The sequence below is a fragment of the Streptomyces sp. RK9 genome, assembly GCF_045070545.1.
Taxonomy (GTDB): domain Bacteria; phylum Actinomycetota; class Actinomycetes; order Streptomycetales; family Streptomycetaceae; genus Streptomyces; species Streptomyces alboflavus.
Map to the genome: position 1 here is coordinate 3,462,794 of NZ_CP173703.1, position 21,703 is coordinate 3,484,496.

General features: G+C 72.7%; 19 protein-coding genes. 9 read left to right on the forward strand and 10 right to left on the reverse strand.

Annotated features, from left to right (window positions below):
* Positions 1 to 12 precede the first annotated feature (12 nt).
* Complete coding sequence (locus tag AB6L24_RS14250; RefSeq protein WP_405655503.1) at positions 13 to 801, reverse strand: endonuclease/exonuclease/phosphatase family protein; 789 nt, start codon at positions 799 to 801, stop codon at positions 13 to 15.
* Between the two features lie 267 nt (positions 802 to 1,068).
* Between AB6L24_RS14250 and AB6L24_RS14255 the strand changes: the two genes are divergently transcribed.
* Positions 1,069 to 1,611 carry an SAV_915 family protein gene (locus AB6L24_RS14255; RefSeq protein WP_405655505.1) on the forward strand — a complete coding sequence of 181 codons (543 nt, stop codon included), beginning with the start codon at positions 1,069 to 1,071 and terminating at the stop codon, positions 1,609 to 1,611.
* Positions 1,612 to 2,434: 823 nt separating this feature from the next.
* Positions 2,435 to 3,805, forward strand: coding sequence for a diaminopimelate decarboxylase (gene lysA, locus AB6L24_RS14260; protein WP_405655507.1), 1,371 nt, complete (start codon positions 2,435 to 2,437; stop codon positions 3,803 to 3,805).
* Positions 3,806 to 3,886: 81 nt separating this feature from the next.
* Here the strand turns inward: lysA and AB6L24_RS14265 are convergent, their stop codons facing one another.
* Positions 3,887 to 4,531 (reverse strand): response regulator, encoded by a 645-nt coding sequence (locus AB6L24_RS14265; protein WP_405655509.1) that lies wholly within the window; start codon positions 4,529 to 4,531, stop codon positions 3,887 to 3,889.
* The gene (locus tag AB6L24_RS14270) at positions 4,522 to 5,673 is read right to left on the reverse strand and encodes a sensor histidine kinase (protein ID WP_405655511.1); all 1,152 of its coding nucleotides are present in this window, start codon (positions 5,671 to 5,673) and stop codon (positions 4,522 to 4,524) included. The genes AB6L24_RS14265 and AB6L24_RS14270 overlap by 10 nt, the downstream gene beginning before the upstream one ends.
* Positions 5,674 to 6,027: 354 nt before the next feature.
* Here AB6L24_RS14270 and AB6L24_RS14275 point away from each other — a divergent pair, with 354 nt between their 5' ends.
* Positions 6,028 to 6,621, forward strand: coding sequence for a DedA family protein (locus AB6L24_RS14275; protein WP_405655513.1), 594 nt, complete (start codon positions 6,028 to 6,030; stop codon positions 6,619 to 6,621).
* Positions 6,622 to 6,697: 76 nt separating this feature from the next.
* On the opposite strand, the gene purB is transcribed toward AB6L24_RS14275, so the two are convergent.
* Positions 6,698 to 8,140: an adenylosuccinate lyase gene (gene purB / locus AB6L24_RS14280; protein WP_405655515.1), complete on the reverse strand. Its 1,443-nt coding sequence runs from the start codon at positions 8,138 to 8,140 to the stop codon at positions 6,698 to 6,700.
* A gap of 208 nt (positions 8,141 to 8,348) precedes the next feature.
* Between purB and AB6L24_RS14285 the strand changes: the two genes are divergently transcribed.
* The 4 genes from AB6L24_RS14285 (at position 8,349) to AB6L24_RS14300 (ending at position 12,275) form a co-directional block, all read left to right on the forward strand.
* Positions 8,349 to 8,915, forward strand: a complete 567-nt coding sequence (locus AB6L24_RS14285) for a TetR/AcrR family transcriptional regulator (RefSeq protein WP_380858397.1) — start codon at positions 8,349 to 8,351, stop codon at positions 8,913 to 8,915.
* Between the two features lie 176 nt (positions 8,916 to 9,091).
* Complete coding sequence (locus AB6L24_RS14290; protein ID WP_405655517.1) at positions 9,092 to 10,453, forward strand: MFS transporter; 1,362 nt, start codon at positions 9,092 to 9,094, stop codon at positions 10,451 to 10,453.
* Positions 10,450 to 11,844 carry a carotenoid oxygenase family protein gene (locus AB6L24_RS14295; protein WP_405655519.1) on the forward strand — a complete coding sequence of 465 codons (1,395 nt, stop codon included), beginning with the start codon at positions 10,450 to 10,452 and terminating at the stop codon, positions 11,842 to 11,844. The genes AB6L24_RS14290 and AB6L24_RS14295 overlap by 4 nt, the downstream gene beginning before the upstream one ends.
* Entirely contained in the window at positions 11,841 to 12,275 is a 435-nt protein-coding gene (locus tag AB6L24_RS14300; protein ID WP_405655521.1) for an SRPBCC family protein, read from the forward strand. The genes AB6L24_RS14295 and AB6L24_RS14300 overlap by 4 nt, the downstream gene beginning before the upstream one ends.
* A gap of 79 nt (positions 12,276 to 12,354) precedes the next feature.
* Here AB6L24_RS14300 and AB6L24_RS14305 read toward each other — a convergent pair whose 3' ends face one another.
* Positions 12,355 to 13,200, reverse strand: coding sequence for an SGNH/GDSL hydrolase family protein (locus tag AB6L24_RS14305; protein ID WP_405655523.1), 846 nt, complete (start codon positions 13,198 to 13,200; stop codon positions 12,355 to 12,357).
* Between the two features lie 59 nt (positions 13,201 to 13,259).
* Positions 13,260 to 13,997 (reverse strand): maleylpyruvate isomerase family mycothiol-dependent enzyme, encoded by a 738-nt coding sequence (locus tag AB6L24_RS14310; RefSeq protein WP_405655525.1) that lies wholly within the window; start codon positions 13,995 to 13,997, stop codon positions 13,260 to 13,262.
* A 70-nt stretch (positions 13,998 to 14,067) separates the two neighbouring features.
* Here AB6L24_RS14310 and AB6L24_RS14315 point away from each other — a divergent pair, with 70 nt between their 5' ends.
* On the forward strand, positions 14,068 to 15,174 hold the full coding sequence (locus AB6L24_RS14315) for a LysR family transcriptional regulator (RefSeq protein ID WP_405655527.1): 1,107 nt from the start codon (positions 14,068 to 14,070) through the stop codon (positions 15,172 to 15,174).
* Positions 15,175 to 15,216: 42 nt separating this feature from the next.
* Positions 15,217 to 15,465, forward strand: coding sequence for a holin (locus AB6L24_RS14320; RefSeq protein ID WP_405655529.1), 249 nt, complete (start codon positions 15,217 to 15,219; stop codon positions 15,463 to 15,465).
* Between the two features lie 49 nt (positions 15,466 to 15,514).
* On the opposite strand, the gene AB6L24_RS14325 is transcribed toward AB6L24_RS14320, so the two are convergent.
* The 4 genes from AB6L24_RS14325 to AB6L24_RS14340 form a co-directional block, all read right to left on the reverse strand.
* Positions 15,515 to 16,528, reverse strand: coding sequence for a hemolysin family protein (locus AB6L24_RS14325; RefSeq protein ID WP_405655531.1), 1,014 nt, complete (start codon positions 16,526 to 16,528; stop codon positions 15,515 to 15,517).
* A complete protein-coding gene (locus AB6L24_RS14330) occupies positions 16,525 to 17,865 on the reverse strand; it encodes a hemolysin family protein (RefSeq protein WP_405655533.1) in 1,341 nt (446 codons plus the stop codon). The genes AB6L24_RS14325 and AB6L24_RS14330 overlap by 4 nt, the downstream gene beginning before the upstream one ends.
* 201 nt (positions 17,866 to 18,066) lie before the next feature.
* Positions 18,067 to 18,960: an LLM class F420-dependent oxidoreductase gene (locus AB6L24_RS14335; protein WP_405655535.1), complete on the reverse strand. Its 894-nt coding sequence runs from the start codon at positions 18,958 to 18,960 to the stop codon at positions 18,067 to 18,069.
* Between the two features lie 170 nt (positions 18,961 to 19,130).
* Positions 19,131 to 21,695 carry an ABC transporter permease gene (locus AB6L24_RS14340; RefSeq protein WP_405655537.1) on the reverse strand — a complete coding sequence of 855 codons (2,565 nt, stop codon included), beginning with the start codon at positions 21,693 to 21,695 and terminating at the stop codon, positions 19,131 to 19,133.
* Between the last annotated feature and the right edge of the window lie 8 nt (positions 21,696 to 21,703).

Sequence of the window (21,703 nt, forward strand, 5' to 3'; positions counted from 1 at the left end):
CTGCGGTCGGGCCTATGAGGCGGTGCCGGACGAGGGTCCGCTGTCCCGCAGGTCCGCCACCACCGCCGCGTGGTCGGACGGCCAGACACCCTCGACCGGGCCGTCGCCCGCGCGCCGCACCGAGCGCACCGCGCCGAGGCCTTCGGGGCCCGGTGGCCCGACGTGGATGTAGTCGATCCGGACGCTCGGGTTGTACGAGGGCGCCACATACGGGTTCGCCGCGTCCCAGGTGGCGGCCGCCGCGCCCGGCTCGGCGTACTCCCACGCGTCCAGGAGCGACTGCCCCGGCACGGCGGGCGCCGTGCGATACCCGCCCAGGAGCCGGATCTCGTCCGAGTCCGGCCAGGCGTTGAAGTCGCCCGTGATCACGGGCGGGAACGCGGTGCCGCCCCGGTGCTCGGCCACGAACCCGGCGAGCCGCGCCACCTGCGCGCACCGCGTCGCCGACTGGCTCGGCGCCGACGTCAGATGTGTGGTGAAGAACGGCACCTCCTGACCCGGCGCCGCGAGCCGCGCGTACAGCGCGAGACGGCCGTCGTCCTCCTCCCCATCCGGCTCGGGCAGCTGCGCGACGGCCCGGTCCAGGACGGGCCACCTGCTGAGGACCGCGTTGCCGATGGCCACGTCCGGATCGCCGATCCGCCGCTGCCACCGCCCGGGCGCCCGCGACGGCTCCCACGTCCAGTGCAGGCCCAGCTCGTCCGCGAGCCACCCGGCGACGTTCTCGCCGCCGCGCTCCCAGACCTCCTGCAGGCCGACGACGTCCGGCCGCAGCTCGCGCAGCACCGCGAGAATCGCCATCCGCCGCTGCTCCCAGGGTCCGTATCGCCACCATACGTTCCACGTCGCTATGCGCACGTACGTCCTCACTCGTCCGGGTCTCCGAGCCGGGCCACGCGTCAGCAGAGTGTCAGCGTGCGCGGAATCACCGTCAACGGCTCGTCAGTTCCGGTCGGTTGACACCCCGTGCCGGGCATACCGTCACTGTGTGCCCGGTGCTCACCGCCGGGCCCACGGCGACCGCCCAACCCTACGAGGGCCTGCCGAGGCTCCTCAAGGAGGAATCCCATGACGCAGCAGCTGGTGTGCGGAGAAGACCCCGAGCCTTCCGAACGCGGCCCGGCCGGACCGCTGTTCGTTCCCGTCCGGCCGGGACCCGCGGGCTGTGTCGCCCGCCTGTTCCGCACCCCGGTCGGCGGCCGCACGGCCGTCGCCTTCACGACACCACAACGCCTCACCGACGAACTCGGCGCCCGGCAGCCCTGGATCCGGCTCTCCGAACCCGCCCTGCGCGCGCTCACCGAACCGCTCGGCGTTCCCCGGGTCACCGTCGACCCCCGCCTCACGCCCGGCTCGGCACCCAGGGGCCGCACCTCCACCACCGACCACACCCCGGGCTCCCCGGCTCCCCGGCACACCCCCGCCCCGTCCGGCCCATCCGCCTCGTCCGCGCCCCGGCTCACGCCCGCCGCGCCCCGGCCCGTCGCCGCCTCCGCGGGTACCGCCGCGCGTGTCTCCCGCTGGCGGGACTGGGACCCCCAGGCCGTCGGAGCGCTGCGCGTCACCGGAGCGGCGGCGCTCGTGGGTGCGCTGACGGCCTGGATCGGCTGAACGAACGCGGCGGCGGGCCGGGAGCTGGGGGCGTGGGAGCTGGGGGCGTGGGAACTGGGTGCGCACGGACTTGGGTGCGCACGGACCGGGTGCCAACGAACTTGGGTGCCTACGGACTGGGTGCCCACGAACTGGACGCCCGGGAACTGGGCACCCGGGAGCTGGAAGCCCGAGCGGCGCCCGCGATCTGGCAGCCCGAGTGGGCGACGAGGGGCCGCGACGAGCAGCGCACCTCAGGCGCCGGATTCGCTCTCGGCGCCGGGCAGTTCTCCGGGGCGCGACCAGAGAGTCCCGCCGGGTGCGACCCGAGGCTCTCGCCAGGCGCGACCGGAGACTCCCACCCAGGTGTGACTGGACAGTCCCGCCGAGCTTGACCGAAGGGGCAGTCCCGCCGGGCTTGACCGAAGGGGTAGTCCCGCCGGGCTTGACCGAAGGGGTAGTCCCGCCGGGCTTGACCGAACAGCTCGACCGGCTGCGACAGGGCCGCCCCGGCGGGCGCCACCGAACAACTCGACCAAGTGCGACCAACTGCGGCAGGGCCGCCCCGCCCGGCGCGACCGGACAACTCGACCGAGTGCGACCAGTTGCGACGGGGCAGCCCGGCCGCCCGCGACCGAACAACTCGACCGAGTGCGACGGTGCCGCCCCGCCGGGCGTGAGCGGAAAGCCCGACAGGGCGTGAGCCGACAGCCTGACGGACGTGAGCCACCTGACGCGCGCGCCGAGCACGGCCCGCACCCCCGCCGAGAGCACCCGGCGCCCGCGACGAGGGCGACGTGAAGACGACGACGTGAAGACGACGAGGCGAAAAGAGAAGCCAGCCATGACCCTTGCGGACATCCCCGCGACACCCGGCCACCCCCCGGTCGCCGTCGACGCGCCGCGCCTGGCCGCGTCCGACGACCTGACCGTGTGGCCGCTCTCCACCACGCGGCTCGCGCACGGAGACCTGGCCGTCGGCGGCGTACCGCTCACCGAGATCGCCGACCGCTTCGGCACCCCGGCCTACCTCCTCGACGAGGCCGACGTACGCGAGCGCTGCCGCACCTATCTCCACGCCTTCCCCGACACCGACGTCCTGTACGCGGCCAAGGCGTTCCTGTGCCGCGCCATGGCGCACTGGGTCGAGGAGGAGGGCCTCGGCCTCGACGTCTGTTCCGCCGGCGAACTCGAACTGGCCGTCACCACCGGCTTCCCCGCCGCCCGCATCGTCCTGCACGGCAACGCCAAGAGCCCCGAGGATCTGCGCGCCGCCCTGCGCCTCGGCGTCGGACGCATCGTCATCGACAGCGCCTCCGAAATCGCCCGCCTCGCCGCGGCCGTACCACCCGGCAGCCGCCAGAAGGTCCTGGTCCGCGTCGTCCCCGGCATCGCCGCCGGCGGCCACAGCAAGATCCAGACGGGCACGGACGACCAGAAGTTCGGCCTGTCCATCACCGACGGCTCCGCCCAGCACGCCATCGCCCGCATCCTCGACCAGCCCGGCCTCGAACTGGTCGGCCTGCACTGCCATCTGGGCTCCCAGATCACCTCCGACAAGCCGTTCCTCTGCGCCGTACGCCGCCTCGTCGGCCTGATGGCCCGCATCAAGGACCACCACGGCCTCACGCTCCCCGAACTCGACCTCGGCGGCGGCCACGGCATCGCCTACCGCCCTGGCGAGGACGCCCTCGACATCACCACCCTCGCCCGCAAGATCCGCGCCGAACTCACCGAGAGCTGCGCCGCCGCCGGCCTCGCCGTACCCCGCCTGATCGTCGAACCAGGCCGCGCCATCGCGGGCCCCGCGGGCGTCGCCCTCTACCGAGTCCTCTCGGTCAAGCGCACCAGCGACCGCACCTTCGTCGCCGTCGACGGCGGCATGAGCGACAACCCTCGGCCCGCGCTGTACGGCGTCCGCTATCTGCCGCGCCTCATCGGCCGCCGCTCCACCGCCGCACCCGCACCCGTGACCGTCGTCGGCCGACACTGCGAGGCCGGTGACGTACTCGCCGCCGACATCCAACTCCCGGCCGACACCCGACCCGGAGACCTCCTCGCCGTCCCCGTCGCCGGCGCCTACCACCTGTCGATGGCCTCCGGCTACAACCTCGTCGGCCGGCCCCCGGTGGTCGCCGTCGCCGACGGCCACGCCCGACTCCTCGTGCGCCGCGAGTCCCTGGAGGACTTCCGCAGCCGGGACGTCGGCCTCTAGGCGCGGTCCTGCGCTCTCAAGGCCGGACGGCGGCGCGGCCGAGGCATCTGCCCCGTGGCCGAGGCACCCGCCCCGTCGGCGTCACGTGCCGAGAAAGCGCAGGATCGCCAGCACACGGCGGCTGTAGCCGGTGACGTCGGTCAGCTCCAACTTGTCGAAGATGGCGTTCACATACTTCTCGACGGCGCTCTGCGAGACGTGCAACTGGTCCGCGATGGCCGCGTTCGTATGCCCCTGCGCCATCATGGCGATGACCTCCCGCTCCCGGTCGGTCAGCCGCTGCAACGGGTCCACCTGGCGGCTGAACGTCAGCAACTGGCGTACGACCTCCGGGTCGAAGGCCGTCCGGCCCGAGCCCACGCGGTCGAGCGCGTCCAGGAACTCGTCGACCTGCACGACCCGGTCCTTGAGCAGATATCCGACCCCCTCCGTCGCGGTGGTCAACAGGTCCGTGGCGTAACGCCGTTCGACGTACTGCGACAGCACCAGGACACCTGTGCCCGGCCAGTTCTTGCGGATCTCCAGCGCGGCCCGGAGTCCTTCGTCGGTGTGCGTCGGCGGCATCCGCACGTCCACCACGGCGGCGTCCGGCGGATCGGCGGCTATCGCTTCGAGCAGGGCCTCCGCGTCCCCCACGGACGCCGTCACCTCATGCCCCTCTTCGACGAGCAGGCGGGTCAGGCCCTCACGCAGCAGTGTCGAGTCGTCGGCGAGTATTACGCGCATGGCAGCTCCGCTGTGATGATGGTCGGGCCTCCGGCCGGGCTGGCCACCGACAACGTACCGTCGAGCGCCGCGATCCTCCGGCTCAGGCCGAGCAGCCCACTGCCGGAGGCGTCGGCCCCGCCCCGGCCGTCGTCCTCGACCCGCAGTCGCAGCAGCTCATCGGCCCGGTCGGCCCGCACGGTGACCTGCCCGGCGCCGGAGTGCTTGACCGCGTTCGTCACGGCTTCGGCGGCGACGAAGTAGGCGACCGCGTGGGCTGTCGGCGGCGGGGTGTCCCGCAGCTCGCAGGAGAGCCGGACGGGTATCGCGGCCCGCTCGGCGACCGTTTCGAGCGCGGCGGCAAGACCACCCTCGTCGAGTGCCGCCGGATACACCCGCCACGCCACGTCCCTGAGCTCCACCAGCGCCTGCTGCGACTCCTCGTGGGCCTGGCGCAGCAGCTCCGACGACTTCTCCGGGTCCGGGGTGCGGCGGGCCCGGCCGAGCAGCATGCCGAGAGCGACCAGGCGCTGCTGGACGCCGTCGTGCAGGTCCCGCTCGATGCGCCGCCGCTCGTCGTGGACGGCCTCCACGACGCCCGCCCGGCTCTTCGCCAGCTCGCCGATGCGGCGCTCCAGGGTCTGGCGGTCGCTGGGGCCGAGGAAGTGGCGTATGAGCTGCTCGTCCATCAGCGCCACCGCGTGCACGCCCTGTATGCACAGGAAGAGCAGGAAGAGACCGCCGAACGTGGCGGGCGCGATGACCAGCGGCCACTGGTCGAGATCGACCAGGAACCAGCCCCACACCAGCAGTGACGCATAGCCGGCGCCGATCGCGGCGGCCAGCAGCACCACGCCGCCAAGGAGTCCCACCGTCCAGCGCGTGGCCACATAGGACAGGGCGGCCATGCCGGTCAGCGGCGCGGCCAGGTCCGCGGTGCCGGTGTCGTACCAGCGGGCCATCCGGCGGCGCTGCACCTCGGCCCACCAGCGGGCGACCGCGAGTATCTGTGTCTCGCCGCGGCGGTCGTCGGCGGACCGCCCGAGCGTGACGAGCAGCCACAGTCCGGACGCGAGCGTCATGGCCAACTCGGCGACGGCGCTGATGGATCCGAGCAGGACCCCGGCGGCGACGCGTAGTCGGCGGGCGAGAAAGTTTCGCATGATCAATGACGCTAGCCGAGCGGCGAGCCGAGCGGACTGCGGAAAACCGCAAACCTGGCTGCGGCAGTCCGCAGGGAGGGTCTGCGGCGGTCCGCAGCGCAACTGTGCGGCCGCCCCCATACCGCCGTGGCCTGCGGGTTTCGTACCGTCGAAGACATGATCCTCACTGCTTCACACACCCTCAGCGCCGCGTACGAATCCGCCGCGGCAGCGGCCTCGGCCACGGTCTCATCCGCGACTGTGACCGTGTCCTCGGCCACGTCCGGGCCCGCTCGGCCCGTCCGCTCCGCTCTATACGCGGCCGCGCCCGCCGACGCCCCCGCGGGCGGTATAGCGGGCTGGGCAGCCGACCTCATGGACTCCCTCGGCGCGATCGGTGCCGGTGTGGCGATCGCGCTGGAGAACCTGTTCCCGCCGCTGCCCAGCGAGGTGATCCTGCCGCTCGCCGGCTTCGCGGCGAGCCAGGGCAAGTTCAGCCTGCTCGCGGCGCTGCTGTGGACCACGGTCGGCTCCGTCGTCGGGGCGCTCGCGCTGTACTGGGTGGGCGCGCTGCTCGGCCGTGACCGCACCGTCGCCATCGCGGCGCGCCTGCCGCTGGTGAAGACGGCGGACATAGAGAAGACGGAGGCGTGGTTCGAGCGGCACGGCACGAAGGCCGTGTTCTTCGGCCGCATGATCCCGATCTTCCGCAGCATGATCTCGATACCGGCAGGCATAGAACGGATGCCGCTGCCCCTGTTCCTGGGCCTGACGACGCTCGGCAGCCTGCTGTGGAACAGCGTGTTCGTCCTGCTGGGCTACGGCCTCGGCTCCCGCTGGCACGAGGTCACGGATGCCGTCGGGCTGTACTCGAAGGGCGTCCTCGGCGTGGTCGCCCTGGCCGTGATCGCGTTCGTGGTGGTCCGCATACGCAAGGCGGGCCGCGGCGCGCACCGGGCGAGGAGCTAGCCCCACCGGGTGCGCGAGCCACGGCCCGCGCGAGCAAGGCTCCGAGAGCGGGGAAAGCCTCGGAGCTGGGAATGCCTCAGAGAATCGAGCCTGGCGTGTAGGCCGCAGCCTCGGGGTGCTCCTTGACGACTGCCTCGATCTGGGCGATGACCGCGGCGACCTGGTCGCTGGCGGCGCCCGTGAACGAGAGCTTGTCGGCCATCAGCTCGTCCAGCTGGGCGCGGTCCAGCGGGATACGGGAGTCCGCGGCGAGCTTGTCCAGGAGTTCGTTGCGCTCGGCGCCCTGCTCACGCATGGCGAGCGCGGAGGCGACGGCGTTCTCCTTGATGGCCTCGTGGGCCTCCTCGCGGCCGACACCGGCCCGCACCGACGCCATGAGCACCTTGGTCGTGGCGAGGAACGGCAGGTAGCGGTCCAGTTCCCGGGCGACGACGGCGGGGAACGCGCCGAACTCGTCGAGGACCGTCAGGAAGGTCTCCAGGAGGCCGTCCAGCGCGAAGAACGCGTCGGGCAGGGCCACGCGGCGCACGACGGAGCAGGAGACGTCGCCCTCGTTCCACTGGTCGCCGGCCAGCTCGGCGGTCATGGAGGCGTAGCCGCGCAGGATGACGGTGAGGCCGTTGATGCGCTCGCAGGAGCGGGTGTTCATCTTGTGCGGCATCGCGGACGAGCCGACCTGGCCGGGCTTGAAGCCCTCGGTGACCAGCTCGTGCCCGGCCATCAGGCGGATGGTCTTCGCCAGGGAGGACGGGGCGGCGGCGAGCTGGACGAGCGCCGTCACGACCTCGTAGTCGAGAGAGCGGGGGTAGACCTGGCCGACGGAGGTGAAGGCGCGGTCGAAGCCGAGGTGGGTGGCGATGCGGCCTTCCAGCTCGGTGAGCTTCTCGGCGTCGCCGCCGAGCAGGTCGAGCATGTCCTGGGCGGTGCCGACGGGGCCCTTGATGCCGCGCAGCGGGTAGCGGCCGAGGAGGTCGTCCAGGCGGCGGTGGGCGACGAGCAGTTCGTCGGCGGCGGTGGCGAAGCGCTTGCCGAGGGTGGTGGCCTGGGCGGCGACGTTGTGGGAGCGGCCGGCCATGACCAGCTCGGCGTACTCACCGGAGAGGCGGCCGAGGCGGGCGAGGACGGCGACCGTGCGGGAGCGGACCAGCTCGAGAGAGAGCCGGATCTGCAGCTGCTCGACGTTCTCGGTGAGGTCGCGCGAGGTCATGCCCTTGTGGACGTGCTCGTGACCGGCGAGGGCGTTGAACTCCTCGATGCGGGCCTTCACATCGTGGCGCGTGACCTTCTCGCGCTCGGCGATGGAGGCAAGGTCGACCTGGTCGAGCACGCGCTCGTAGTCCCCGATCGCGGCGTCCGGCACGTCGATGCCGAGGTCCTTCTGCGCACGCAGGACGGCGAGCCAGAGGCGGCGCTCCAGCTTCACCTTCTGCTCGGGCGACCAGAGCAGGGCGAGCTCGGTGGAGGCGTAACGCCCGGCGAGGACGTTCGGGATACGGGGCTTTGCAGGCGCGGCAGTCACAGTCGGCCATTCTAGCTGGCGGTTTCTGCAGGCCAGCGCCATGGCTGTCGTCGTCGGAAGCTACAAGGAGCGGGTGGGGGCGAGGTCGAGAGGGAGGAGCTGGCCGGGCGCGGCCCGGGGGCGGTTGGGGCGTGGTCCGGGTGTGCTCTGGGTGCCGTGGGCGAGGAGAGGGTTGACGAGGCGCTGGTGTGAGTGGTCTATTACTCACATGGGTACGACGAAGGCGCGGCAACTGTCCACGGCGGAGGCGCGCAGAGGTGAGGTGCTGGCCACCGCGGCGAAGGTGTTCGCGGGGCGCGGGTACTACGGGACGTCCACGACGGAGGTCGCCAAGGGTGCCGGGATCTCGCAGTCGTATCTGTACCGGCTGTTCCCCGACAAGCAGGCGCTGTTCGTGGCCGTGGTCGAGGACGTCTCGCGGCTGATCCGTGAGCGGCTCGGCGAGTCGGTCGCGAAGGTGGGGAGCGCGGATCCGGCGGAGGTGCTGTATGCGATGGGGGATGAGTACGCCCGCCTGATCGCGGACCGCGAGGACCTGCTGAAAGTGCTGATGCACGCCAACTGTGCGGTCAGTGAGCCGGAGATCAGGGAGGCGGTGCAGGGGATGTACGCACGCCTTGTGGAGTATGTGCGGTCCGCGTCCGGTGCGCGGGACGACGAGGTGCAGGAGTTCTTCGCCAGGGGATTCCTGTGCAATGTGGCGGTCTCGATCGGGGCGCTGGAAGTGGACGCGCCGTGGACGAGGACGCTCCTGGCGGGCATCAGGCATTACTGAGCCGCCGTAGCGGAATGGAAGGCCACGCATGCGTGGCCCTTCTTTCGGGGTGAGGTGTGAGTGATTAACCACTCTTTCCTCGGAGTCGGGTCAGGGATCAGGGACCAGAGATCAGGGACCAGGGAATTGGGGGTGTGATCGTGAGGGGACAGTGGCGGACAGGAGGGGTGGGGCGGGTGCCCCGGCCGGCCCGGGCGTCCGGGGTGGAGCAGGGCCCCGCTCTGGTGGCGCTCGCGACGGCGCAGTTCGTCGTCGTGCTCAGTACGTCCATCGTGAATGTGGCGCTGCCCGCCGTCTCCGGAGGGCTCGGGTTGTCGTCCGGGGTGCTGTCGTGGGTGGTCAATGCCTATGTGCTCGCGTTCGGAGCGCTGTTGCTGCCCGGTGGCCGGTTCGCGGATCTCTTCGGGCGGCGGCGGATGTTCGTGGCGGGGACGACCGTGTTCGCGCTCGCCTCGCTCGCCGCCGGGCTCGCGCCGAACGCCACCGCGCTGATCGCCGCCCGCGCGGCCCAGGGCGTCGGCGCCGCGCTCCTCGCGCCCGCCGCGCTCGCGCTGGTCCTGCTGATCTTCCCGCCGGGCGCGAAACCCCAGGGTGGCGGCCTGACGCGCGGAGCGGCGCTCGGCGTGTGGGGTGCGGTGTCCGGGGCGGGCGGCGCGGCCGGGGTGATCCTGGGCGGCGTACTCACCGAGTGGTACGGCTGGCGGGCCGTGTTCCTCGTCGTCGTGCCGATCGCCGTCACCTCGCTCGGAGCGACCCTCCTGCTGGTCCCCGCCGACCGGCCGACGGGCGGCGGCCTCGACCTCGTCGGCGCGATCACCTCGACCGCCGGCCTGACGGCGCTCGTCTACGCCCTCACCGCCGAACAGCCGCTCGCCGCCGCGGCGGGCCTCGCGCTCCTGGCCCTGTTCGCCGACCGCCAGCGCCGGACCACGGCCCCGCTCGTACCGCCACGCCTGCTCCGTACCGGACGGGTGGCGGCGGCCAACCTCGCCATGACGCTGCTCGGCGCCGTCTGGGTCGGACTCTTCTACTTCCTGCCGCTGTACCAGCAACAAGTGCTCGGATACAGCGCCCTCGCGGCGGGCCTCACCCAGCTCCCGCTCGCGCTGACCGTCGTCGTCGCGTCCACCCTCGCCCCTCGCCTGCCCCACCGCGCGGGCCTCGGCGCCGCCCTCGCCGCCCTCACCCTCGGCCTCGCCCTGCTCGCCCTGGCCAGGACCGACGGCACCTTCGCCGTCGACCTGCTCGGCCCCTCGGTCCTGGTCGGCGCGGGCCTCGGCGTCGCGTTCGTCCGGCTCACCACGCTGGCCACCGACGGGGTACCGGCCGCCGACTCCGGGCTCGCGGGCGGCCTCGTCAACACCACCCGGCAGATCGGCGGCGCCCTCGGCCTCGCCCTGCTGACCGCCCTCGCCCCCACGGCGGGGGACCACCGCACCGCGTTCGCCACCACGGCCCTCATCGCCCTGCTCACCACAGCCGCGGCACTGACCACCCTCACCGGCTCCACCGACCGCACCAGGAGGAACCCGTCATGACCAAGAAGCCCTACCTCACCGGCCACTACACCCCCGTCACCGACGAGACCACCGCACACGGCCTGACCGTGCACGGCACCCTCCCGCCCGAGCTGAACGGCCGCTACTTCCGCAACGGCCACAACCCCAAGCCCGGCATCACCCCCACCCACTGGTTCAAGGGCAGCGGAATGATCCACGGAGTCCGGCTGCGCGACGGCCGCGCCGAGTGGTACCGCAATCGATGGGTGCACACCCCGGCCCTCGACGGCGTGCCCTACCTGGGCGCCGACGGCGTCCCGAACCTCCGCGCCAGCGACGCCGCCACCCACGTCATCGAGCACGCCGGCCGCATCCTCGCCCTCCAGGAGGCCAACCTCCCCTACGAGCTGACGCCCGAGCTGGACACCGTCGGAGCCCACGACTTCGGCGGCCGCCTGAAGACGGCGATGACGGCGCACCCGAAGACCGACCCCGCGACCGGCGAACTGCACTTCTTCGGGTACGGGCCGTTCCCGCCACACCTGACGTACTACGTGGCCGACGCCAAGGGCGAGATCGTGCGCAGCGAGGTCGTCGAGGGCGCGGGGCCGTCCCTGATGCACGACTTCGGGATCACCGAGCGGTACGTGGTGTGGCTGGACCTGCCCGTCGTCTTCAACGCCGAGGAGCACTCCGGCATCCCGTACCGCTGGAGCGACACGTACACGCCGCGCATCGGTGTGATGCCGCGCACCGGACCCGCGACGGTGCGCTGGTTCGAGGTGGAGCCCGGCGTGCTCCTGCACGTCGCGAACGCGTACGAGGACGAGCGCGGCCGTGTCGTCCTGACCGGGCCGCGCTACGACCGCGGCGCGTGGGAGCAGACCTGGAAGTTCTGGATCGGCGCGCCGGGCCACGCGCCGCAGCCCATGGTCGGCGCGGTCGGCCACCGGTGGATACTCGACCCGGCCACGGGCAAGGCCGTCGAGGAGCCCGTGGACGACCTCATCACCGAATTCCCCACCGTCAACGAGGACTTGACGGGCCGCTTCCACCGCTACAGCTACGCCGTGGCGTTCCCGGGACCGGACCTCGACGAGTACGCGATCGTCAAACACGACCTCACCGCGGGCAGTCGGGAGCTGGTCCCCATGGGCCGCGGCCGGATGCCCGGCGAGGCCGTGTTCGTACCGGCCGAGGGCGCCACCGGCGAGGACGAGGGCTATCTGCTCACCGTGGTCAGCGACCTCGTCGAGGACGCCTCGCAGCTGCTCGTCATCGACGCCTCCGCCCCCGGCACCGGGCCGCTCGCCGTCGTCGAGCTGCCGCGCCGGGTGCCGAGCGGAATCCACGGTTCCTGGATCGCGGACGCGGACGCGGACGTAGACGTGGACGCCGACGCCCTCTCCGCCGCAGGCGGTGCGGCATGATCAGCACCCGTCACGAGATCACCGTCGCCGCGCCCGTCGAGACCGTCTGGCGGCTGCACACCGACATCGCCGCCTGGCCCCTGTGGCACAGCGCCATCGAACGGGCCGAGACCTCGGGCGAGTTGGAGGTCGGCATGTCCTTCAGGTGGCTCACGCACGGCCTGGACATCACGTCCACGGTCGCCGCCGTCGACGAGTACCGCTCGATCACCTGGGGCGGCCCCACCTCCGGCATCGACGGCATGCACCGCTGGACGTTCACGCCGACCGCCGACGGCGGCACGTCGGTGGTCACTGAGGAGTACTGGACCGGCGCGCCGGTCGACGCCGACCCCGACGGGATGCGGGCGCTCCTCGCCCAGTCCCTCATCGACTGGCTGGCGGAGCTGAAGGACGAGGTCGAGACGGTGGTGGCGCGGGAGAACGAGTGAGCGGGGCTTGGCGGGAGAAGGAGTGAGCGGGGCCTGGGAGAGGCGGCAGGCCGCGTCCGGCTTCCCGTGCCGGGCGCGGTCAGCCCGCGTCCGGCTCCACGCGCCGCCACGTCTGTACGGGTCCCGGCGCCGCCGAGTCGTGGGGCGTCACCCAGAACGCGCGTCCCGTCACCGGGTCCACCTGGGCGCCCGAGCGGCCGTCGCCGGACGAGCGGCCGGTGAGGCGGCGGCCGATCCACGGGCCGAGGTACTGCCGGGCGAAGCGGACGTCGTCGACGCGGCGGGTCGCCCAGGCCGCGAGGACGGCCGGCGGCAGCGGGCTGTCCCAGTCGTCCTCCTGCCCGTGCCCGAGCGCCTGCCAGACCGCCTCGGCGACCCGGCGGTGCCCTTCGGCCGTCAGGTGCAGCCGGTCCACGTCCCACATGCGCTGGTCGCCGAGCGTCCGGGAGCCGTACAGGTCCACCACGAGCGCCCCGTGCCGTGCCGCGAGGTCGTCGACATGGGCGAACAGCTCCTCCATCCGCGGGCGGAACCGTTCGAGGACCGGGCCCTGGCGGCCGGGGCTGCGCATCAGGACCAGCTGCTTGCACGCCGGAGCGAGGGTCTCCACGGCCTGCTCCAGGAGGCCGCGCACCCGCCCCATGTCGCACTTGGGCCGCAGCGTGTCGTTGAGACCGCCGACCAGGGTGATCACGTCGGCGCCCAGCGCGGCCGCCATCGGCGCCTGGTCCGTGGCGATCTGCCCGATGAGCTTGCCGCGCACCGCGAGGTTGGCGTACCGGAAGCCCGGGGTGCGGGTCGCGAGCCGCTCGGCCAGTACGTCGGCCCAGCCGCGGTAGCTGCCGTCGGGCAGCAGGTCGGACATGCCCTCGGTGAAGGAGTCGCCGACGGCGACGAGGCTCGTGTAGCGCGGATTGATCTGCATGGCGATGCGATGGTATCCCGGGGCACCCACGTCCGCGCGGGCCCCACCCGAGCCCTCGGTCAGTGCGCCTGCCCGGCCACGGTGAAGCGTTCCGCCTGCTCGCCCCGCAGCCGCCCCGCGGGCACCCGCCGCCCGAATGCCACGAGCAGCAGGTCCTGCGCGGCACCGGACAGCGGCGACCCCGACCCGAAGGACCAGTCGGTGTCGTCGGCCCGCAGCTCCAGGCCGGTGAGGTCGGCACCGAAGAACTTCGCGGACTTCGGTGTGACGTGGTCCAGGAGGATGCGGAGCCGGTCCTCCGGTACGCGACGGGTGAGGCCGAGCGGCACGGTGATGTCGAGCCCGTGGACGACGTCGTGGCCGAGCGCGCTCGCGAAGCCGCCGACCGGCGGGGTCCACGGGTGGTCCGCGTGGTCCCGCAGGAAGGCGGCGAGGTCGCGCGCGGAGAACGCCGCCGCGTCGGCGCGGGCCCGGCGGTCCGTCATGCGGTGCAGGCTTCCGCCCGCCCTGAGCAACTCCCACAGGACGCGGGGGAGGGGGTAGCGGAAGCCGAGCGACATGTGGGCGGCGACCTCGCGCACGCGCCAGCCCGCGCACAGCGACGGCGCGTCCCACTGCGCGGGTGCCAGGTCGTCGAGCAGGTCGGCCAGGTCACGGCGTTCGGCGGCGATGGCGGTGCGGATGCGGCGGGTGGAGGTGTCCGGTGCGGGCGACGAGTTCCTCTGCGAGTGCCCCTGCGCACGTCCCTGCGCATGTCCCTGTGAATGCCCTGGTGAGTTCCCCTGTGAGTTCCCCATGAAGCCAAGATCGGCTCGTTGCCGTCATAAGTCCAAGAGCCAGTACGTCTCGTGGCTAGCATTCCGCGTTATGGAACTTCGCCAGCTCCGGTACTTCCTCACGGTCGTGGAGGAGGCCAACTTCACGCGTGCGGCCGCCGCGCTGCACGTGGCGCAGCCGGGGGTGAGCGCCCAGATCCGGCAGCTGGAACGGGAGTTGGGGCAGCGGCTCCTGGACCGCTCGGGCCGGTCGGTGACCGTGACGGAGGCGGGCGCGGCCGTCCTGCCGTACGCGCGGGCGGCGCTGGCCGCCGTCGACGGGATCCGGCAGACCGCCGACGAGTTCACCGGGCTGCTGCGGGGGCGCGTCACCATCGGCCTCGTGTCGGGCGCCGCCACGCACGAGTACGACGTCGCGTCGGTCCTCGCCGACTTCCACGACGCGCACCCGCACGTCGAGATGGCGCTGACCGAGGACACCTCGGACCGGATGCTGGCCGCCGTGCGCGAGGGCCGGCTCGACATCGCCCTGGCCGGTCTCGCCGACGACACCCCGCCGCAGGGCGTCAGTTGGCAGGTCGTGGTCGACGAACCCCTGGCGGCGCTTGTGGCACCGGACGACCCGCTGGTGGCGCGGGCCGTGCCGCCGCCGGACGGCGGTGGCGGGAGCAGGAGCAGGGGTGAGGGTGAGGGTAGGGGCAGCGGCGATGTGGGCACACCCGACGGGGTCGTCCCCCTGACGGCCCTCGCCGACCGCCCCCTGATCAGCCTCCCGCGCGGCACGGGCCTTCGCGCCGTGCTCGAACGCGCCTGTACGCGGGCGGGGTTCACGCCGCAGGTCGCCTTCGAGGCGGCCTCGCCGCAGTTGCTGGTCCAGCTCGCGGCACGCGGCCTCGGCGCGGCCGTCTTCCCGGCGCCGGGCGCGCGGATCGCCGCGGCGCGGGGCCTGCGGGTGATCGGGTTCGAGGAGCCCTGCCCGCGCGGGCGGATCGGCCTGGCCTGGCGCACGGACGGCCCGGCGGGACCCGCGGCCCGCGCGTTCCTGACGCGCTTGCGGGCCGCACTGCCCGTACACGCGGAGGCACCCCCGGATCCGAGCCGCCCCGCAGCTCGTGTGCGAGCCGTCCCGCACCTCGTGTCCGAGTCGCCCCCACCCTCGACGCGCCTCCCCGACCACCGCGAACATAGCGGTAGTTGAGGACTCACAGAACGGCTCCTCACGACCGGAGAGGGGTCCGTCATGTGGACCGCTGCCTTCTGGAAAGCCACCGCCGAGCGTGCCGTGCGCACCTTCGCCCAGGCACTCGCCGCCGTTCTCGTCGCGGGGGCGACGAACCTCCTGGACGTGGCGTGGGGCGCGGCGCTCGGCACGGCGGGGATGGCCGCGCTGCTCGCCGTCCTGACCGCGCTCGGCTCCGCGAAGATCGGCCCGCCCGGCCCCGGCCTCACCGAGGTCCCCGAGGGCCGGGGGCACCAGCCCGTCCTCTGACGGGCCGCGCTGTGGAGGGAGGCGCCGCAGGTGGCGCCTCCCCCAGGAGTCACGCGGGCTGGCCGAACAGCTCCCGCAGCACGTCCTCCATGGTGACCATCCCCGCCAGCCTGCCGTCCTCGCCGAGCACGGCCGCCACATGGGTGCGGCTGCCCCGCATGGCCGTCAGGACGTCGTTGAGCGACGTGGTCTCCCGCACCCGGGCGATGGACCGCATGTCCGTCACCCGGAACGGCAGGTCGCGCGGGGACAGGTCGAGAGCGTCCTTCACATGGAGGTAGCCGACGATGCGCCGCCCCTCGTCGACGACGGGGAAGCGCGAGAAGCCGGTCCGCGACGACAGCTGCTCCAGCTGTTCGGGCGTGACGCCCACGCGCGCGTAGACCACGCGCTCCAGCGGAAGCACCACGTCCCGCACCGCGCGGCGGCCCAGCTCCAGGGCGTCGTGCAGACGCTCCTGCGCGCGGTCGTCGATCAGACCCGCGTCGCTGGAGTCCTGCACGAGGCGGGCCAGCTCGGCGTCCGAGAACGTCGCCGCGACCTCGTCCTTCGTCTCGACCCGCAGCAGCTTCAGGATCGCGTTGGCGAACGCGTTGATCGTGAACACCACCGGGCGCACGGCCCGGGCGCAGGCCACCAGGGGCGGCCCGAGCAGCAGGGCGCTGCGCACCGGCTCGGCGAGCGCGATGTTCTTGGGGATCATCTCGCCGAGCAGCATGTGCAGATACGTCGCCACGGCCAGGGCGATGACGAACGAGATCGGGTGGACCAGGCCGTGCGGCACGCCCACCGCGTCGAACAGCGGCTCCAGGAGGTGTGCGATCGCGGGCTCGGCGACCACGCCGAGCACCAGGGTGCACAGCGTGATGCCGAGCTGCGCGGCCGCCATCAGCGCGGACACGTGCTTGAGGCCCCACATCACGCTCTTGGCGCGCCGGTCGCCGTCCTCCGCATACGGCTCGATCTGGCTGCGGCGCACGGAGATCAGGGCGAACTCGGCGCCCACGAAGAAGGCGTTGACGACGAGCGTCGCGAGGCCGATCAGCAACTGGATGACGGTCATCGGTCGTCCTCCTCCGGTTCGTCGGTGGCGGTCCTGGCGGGGGCGTGCAGCAGCACGCGGGCGGCGCGGCGGCCCGCGGCGTCCACGACGTCCAGGTGCCAGCCGGCGACCTCGACGCCGTCGCCCACGGCGGGAATGCGGCCCAGCTCGGTGGCGATCAGGCCGGCGAGCGTCTCGTAGGGGCCGTCCGGCACCCGCAGGCCCACGCGGGCGAGCTGGTCGGTGCGGGCCGCGCCGTCGGCCGAGTACAGCACCCGGCCGTCCTCGTCGGTCCCGGCCGGGGCCAGGTCGGGCGTCTCGTGCGGGTCGTGCTCGTCGTGCACCTCGCCGACGACTTCCTCGACGATGTCCTCCAGGGTCGCGACCCCGGCCGTGCCGCCGTACTCGTCGATGACCACGGCCATGGTGCGCCGGCCCGAGAGCCGGTCCAGGAGCCGGTCCACGGTCAGCGACTCCGGTACGAGCAGCGGCTCGCGCATCAGCTCGCTCACGGGGCGGCGCGCCCGCAGCTCGGCGGGCACGGCCAGGACGTTCTTGATGTGCACGACGCCGACGACCGAGTCGAGGTTGCCGCGGTAGACCGGGAACCGGGACAGGCCCGTCGCGCGGGTGGCGTTGGCGACGTCCTCGCAGGTGGCGGCCACGTCCAGGGCGACGACCTGGACGCGCGGCGTCATCACGTTCTCCGCGGTGAGGTCGGCCAGGTTCAGCGTGCGCATGAACCGCTCGGCCGTCTCCGCCTCCAGGGCGCCCTCCTTCGCGGAGTGCCGGGCCAGGGCGAGCAGCTCCTTGGGGCCGCGCGCGGAGGCCAGCTCCTCGGTGGGCTCCAGGCCGAAGCGGCGTACCGCGCGGTTCGCGGTGTTGTTGAGGTGGCGGATGAAGGGGCGGAACGCGGCGCTGAACACGCGCTGGGGCGTCGCCACCCGCTTGGCGATGGGCAGCGGCGACGAGATCGCCCAGTTCTTCGGCACCAGCTCGCCGACGACCATCAGGAAGACGGTCGACAGTGCGGTGCCGAGGAGGAGGGCGACGGTCGAGGACGCCGAGTCGGGGACGCCGACGGCGTTCAGCGGGCCCTCGATGAGGTCGCCGATGGCCGGTTTCGCGAGCATGCCGACGACCAGGCCGGTCACGGTGATGCCGAGCTGCGCGCCCGAGAGCTCGAAGGTGAGGTTCTTGACGGCCTTGAGGGCGCTGGCCGCGCCGCGCTCGCCGCGTTCGACGGCGCGCTCCAGGTCGCTGCGCTCGACGGTCGTGAGCGAGAACTCCGCCGCCACGAAGATTCCGCAGGCCAGCGAGAGCAGCACCGCCACGAGGAGCAGGAGCACTTCAGTCATCGGGTCACCTCCGTCCCATGATCGGCCAGGGGCGTGGTGAATGCGCGATGTGGGGTACTGGGAGGCTCGCCCATGGGCGGACGCTCACACCTTTCCGTCGGGATTCGAGTGGTGGACCCATGTTAAAGGATCGGCAAAACTCTGCGCTCCACGTAACTCACTGTTACCATGCCGTGCCGCTGAGGTGTCGGTGCGCCCGCGTCACTCGCCCCGCAGCTCCTCGATGACCGGCCCGAACACCTCGAAGTACGGCTCAAGGACCGTGATGTACGAGAAGCCGTACCGCTCCCGCTGAGCGCGCAGCTGGTCGGCGATCTGGCGGACCGTGCCCATGAGCAGGATCGGTACGTCCAGGGCGGCGTCGACGGACAGATGCGGGACGAAGTCGGCGACCTCGCGGGCCTTGGCGCGCCGGTCGTCGGTGATGTCGACCAGCTGGATCAGCAGGTTCAGCTCGGCGGCCGCGTGCCGCCCGGCCGCGTGCCGCCGGTAGGAGGCGACCCGCTCGTCCATCTCCTCGGCCGTCAGGTGGAGCATCTTGCCGTCCGTGCGGCCCGGCACCGACCGCGCCCCCGTGAACGCGGCGATGTCCGCGTGCTCGGCCGTCAGCCGCAGCATCTTCTCGCCGTTGCCGCCGATGAGCAGCGGCGGCCGGGGCGTCTGGCCCGGCTTGGGCACGAACCCGGCCTCGGCGAAGTGCCGGTCCAGCGTCTCGACGGTGTGCCGCAGATGGTCCACGCGCTCGCCCGGCGACCCCCACGGCAGCCCGGCCGCGTCGTGCTCGGCGCGCACATAGCCGGTGCCGAGGCCCAGTTCGAGGCGGCCGTCCGTGAGCAGGTCCGTGGTGGCGACCTCGCGGGCGAGCAGGGTCGGGTTCCAGAAGCCGGCGTTGAGGACGAAGGTGCCGACCCGGGGCCGCTCGGTGGCCTCCGCGGCGGCGACGAGGGCCGGGAACGGCGCGGCCATGCCCAGGTGGTCGGGCACGAGGATCACGTCGTAGCCGAGCTGTTCCGCCGTGCGGCACTTGGCCCGCCACTGCGCGCGCGGGCTCGGCTCGACCATGTTGACGCCGAAGCGGAAGGGCCGGTGAGACATGAACTCTCCTTGAAGGTACGGGAGTGAGCGGGACGTGGTACGGGAGCGGGCGGGACACGGCGACACGGGAGCGAGACCCGATTCCACCACCCGCCCGCGCCCGCGAGCCACCGCATTCCGGCCCCGCACGGGCCGACGCGCACCCCGACCCCGCGCGGCCCGACGCCCCCTCACTCGTGCGCGATCGCCTCCAGCACGTTCATCCGCGACGCCCGCAGCGCGGGCAGCAGCGCCGCCACGATCCCGACCACCACCGACCCGATCACGACCGCCACCAGCGTCGACCACGGCACCGCGAACGCCTTCAGGCCCTGCAGCTCCAGGACCTGGTGCATCGAAACGCCCCACACCAGGCCGAGCGCGAGCCCGAGCACCGCGCCGAACACCGCGATCACCACCGACTCCAGCCGGATCATCCGCCGCAGCTGCCGTCGCGCGAGCCCGATCGCGCGCAGCAGCCCGATCTCCCGGGTGCGCTCGACGACCGACAGGGCAAGGGTGTTGACCACGCCGAGCACCGCGATGACGATCGCGAGGCCGAGGAGCGCGTACACGAGGTAGAGCATCACGGCGATCTGTTCGCGGATCAGCTTCTTGTAGTCCGCCTGGTCGCGCACCTGCACCTGCGGGTACGGGTCGAGCGCGGTGTCGAGCCGGTCGCGCAGCGCCTCCGCGTCCGTGCCGGGCGCCGTGTTGACGTAGACGGCGGAGTCCTGGCCGTCGGGCACGTACTTCTCCAGCGTGCCGAGCCCCATGAACAGCCCGCCCTGCATGCCGGGACCCTCGGGGCCCTCGTTGTCGGTGAGCGCGGCCACCGTCAGCTCCACCTTGCGCTCGCCGGGGAACTCCACGGGCAGCACCGAACCGACGCGCACGTCATGGTCCTTGGCGTAGTCCCGGTCCATGGCGAGCCGGTCGGGGGCGAGGGCCCGCGCCGAACTCCCTTGCGTGTACGTGGTCTTCACGACCTCGTCGAGCTGATTGCCGAACCCGGCCGCCGTCGTCTCCACGGTCCTGCCGTCCGGCATCCGCAGTTTCAGGGGCGTGAAGCGGCTGCGCACGACGAGCCCGGTGCCGTCGGTCGCTTCCACCTTCTTGGTGACCTCGGTCGGGAACGGCATGAACGCGTTGTTCTGTACGACGAAGTCCGCACCGAGCGTCTTGTCGATCTGGTCGTCGAACGACTTGGTCATGGAGGCGCTGGCCACGGAGAGGCCGCCGACCAGGGCGAGCCCGACCATGAGCGCGGCCGCGGTGGCGCCGGTGCGGCGCGGGTTGCGCAGGGCGTTGCGCTGGCTCATGCGGCCCACGGAGCCGTAGACGGCGGGGAAGGCGCCGCCGAGCACCCGGATCACCGGCCGCACCAGGAGCGGGCCCGCGATGACCGTGGCGAGGAGGCTGAGGACCACGCCGAGCCCGAGCAGCGAGGCCGACGTGGAGGTGTCGGACGAGGTCGCGCACCCCACGAGCGCCGCAGCGCCGCCCGCAGCCACGACCGAGCCCACGATCGCCCGCACCCGGAGCGGCCGCCCCACGCCCGCGATCTCGGCGTCCGCGAGCGCGGCCATCGGCGAGACCTGCGCGGCCCGGCGCGCCGGGAGGTACGCGGCGAGGAAGGTGACACCCACCCCGACGACGTACGACGCGACGGGCGTCGGCCAGGCGATCACCATCTCCGTGGACTTGAGGTTCATGCCGAACAGGCCCATCAGCTCGATGAGTCCGGCGGCGAGCCCGATCCCGGCGGCGAGCCCGAGGGTGGAGCCGACCACGCCGAGCAGCACCGCCTCGATGAGCACGGAGCGGCGCACCTGCCTGCGGTCGGCGCCGAGCGCGCGCAGCAGGCCCAGCTCGCGGGTGCGCTGCGCGATGAGCATGGAGAAGGTGTTGACGATCAGGAAGATGCCGACGAGGACGGCGACCCCGGCGAAGCCGAGCATCACGTACTTGATGACGTCCAGGAAGCCGCCGAGCTCGGACGCGGCGGACTCGGCCTGCTCGTCCGCGGTCTCCAGGTCGTAGCGGCTGCCCAGGTCCGCGGCCACGCGGCGCTTCAGCTCGGTGTCGCTGACGCCCGGCGCGGCGTCGACGGAGATGCTGGTCGCGCGGTTCGCGCCGCCGAGCAGCTTGGTCTGCGCGGTCGGGGTGTCCACGAAGACGAGCGCGGCGCCGGGGTTGGTGGTCGTGAACGTGACGACGCCGACGACCTTCGTCTCGAACGAGCCCGGGGCGGCAAGGATCTTGAGCGTGTCCCCGATCTCCACGTCCTTCTTGTCGGCCGTGTCCGCGTCGATCATGGCTTCCCCGGCGGCGCGCGGCGCCCGGCCCGAGGTGATCTCCACGGGGGAGCGCTCGGTCTCGTACCAGTTGCCGGCGACGGTGGGCGCGCCCGTGGTGGGGCCGACGGGGTCGTTGTCGCGGTCGACGACGGTGATGTTCTCCACGGTCGCGTCGACGTGCGTGGCCGCGACGCCGTCGACCTTCGCGACCCGCTCGGCGAGGTCGGCGGGCACGGTCGGGGTCCGGCCCGTCGGCACGCTCTCGTCGAGGTCGTCCTTGGGCCCGACGGAGAGGTCGGCGGACGTGGACGCGAAGAGCCGGTCGAAGGTGCGGGCGACGGTGTCCGAGAAGATCAGGCTGCCCGCGACGAACGCCACGGAGAGGATCACGGCGAGCGCGGACAGGGCGAGCCTGCCCTTGTGCGCGAGGAAGCTGCGGAGGGTGGCCTTCAGCACGGTGCCGC

What these genes read in the sequence shown, in the direction of transcription:
- AB6L24_RS14255 (WP_405655505.1), top strand. Translation starts at nt 1,069, where the DNA reads ATGACGCAGCAGCTGGTGTGCGGAGAAGACCCCGAGCCTTCCGAACGC.
- AB6L24_RS14320 (WP_405655529.1), top strand. Translation starts at nt 15,217, where the DNA reads ATGTGGACCGCTGCCTTCTGGAAAGCCACCGCCGAGCGTGCCGTGCGC.
- AB6L24_RS14315 (WP_405655527.1), top strand. Translation starts at nt 14,068, where the DNA reads ATGGAACTTCGCCAGCTCCGGTACTTCCTCACGGTCGTGGAGGAGGCC.
- AB6L24_RS14295 (WP_405655519.1), top strand. Translation starts at nt 10,450, where the DNA reads ATGACCAAGAAGCCCTACCTCACCGGCCACTACACCCCCGTCACCGAC.
- AB6L24_RS14325 (WP_405655531.1), bottom strand. Translation starts at nt 16,528, where the DNA reads ATGACCGTCATCCAGTTGCTGATCGGCCTCGCGACGCTCGTCGTCAAC.
- AB6L24_RS14310 (WP_405655525.1), bottom strand. Translation starts at nt 13,997, where the DNA reads ATGGGGAACTCACAGGGGAACTCACCAGGGCATTCACAGGGACATGCG.
- AB6L24_RS14285 (WP_380858397.1), top strand. Translation starts at nt 8,349, where the DNA reads ATGGGTACGACGAAGGCGCGGCAACTGTCCACGGCGGAGGCGCGCAGA.
- AB6L24_RS14275 (WP_405655513.1), top strand. Translation starts at nt 6,028, where the DNA reads ATGGACTCCCTCGGCGCGATCGGTGCCGGTGTGGCGATCGCGCTGGAG.
- AB6L24_RS14305 (WP_405655523.1), bottom strand. Translation starts at nt 13,200, where the DNA reads ATGCAGATCAATCCGCGCTACACGAGCCTCGTCGCCGTCGGCGACTCC.
- AB6L24_RS14335 (WP_405655535.1), bottom strand. Translation starts at nt 18,960, where the DNA reads ATGTCTCACCGGCCCTTCCGCTTCGGCGTCAACATGGTCGAGCCGAGC.
- AB6L24_RS14265 (WP_405655509.1), bottom strand. Translation starts at nt 4,531, where the DNA reads ATGCGCGTAATACTCGCCGACGACTCGACACTGCTGCGTGAGGGCCTG.
- AB6L24_RS14270 (WP_405655511.1), bottom strand. Translation starts at nt 5,673, where the DNA reads ATGCGAAACTTTCTCGCCCGCCGACTACGCGTCGCCGCCGGGGTCCTG.
- AB6L24_RS14300 (WP_405655521.1), top strand. Translation starts at nt 11,841, where the DNA reads ATGATCAGCACCCGTCACGAGATCACCGTCGCCGCGCCCGTCGAGACC.
- AB6L24_RS14330 (WP_405655533.1), bottom strand. Translation starts at nt 17,865, where the DNA reads ATGACTGAAGTGCTCCTGCTCCTCGTGGCGGTGCTGCTCTCGCTGGCC.
- lysA (WP_405655507.1), top strand. Translation starts at nt 2,435, where the DNA reads ATGACCCTTGCGGACATCCCCGCGACACCCGGCCACCCCCCGGTCGCC.
- AB6L24_RS14250 (WP_405655503.1), bottom strand. Translation starts at nt 801, where the DNA reads ATGGCGATTCTCGCGGTGCTGCGCGAGCTGCGGCCGGACGTCGTCGGC.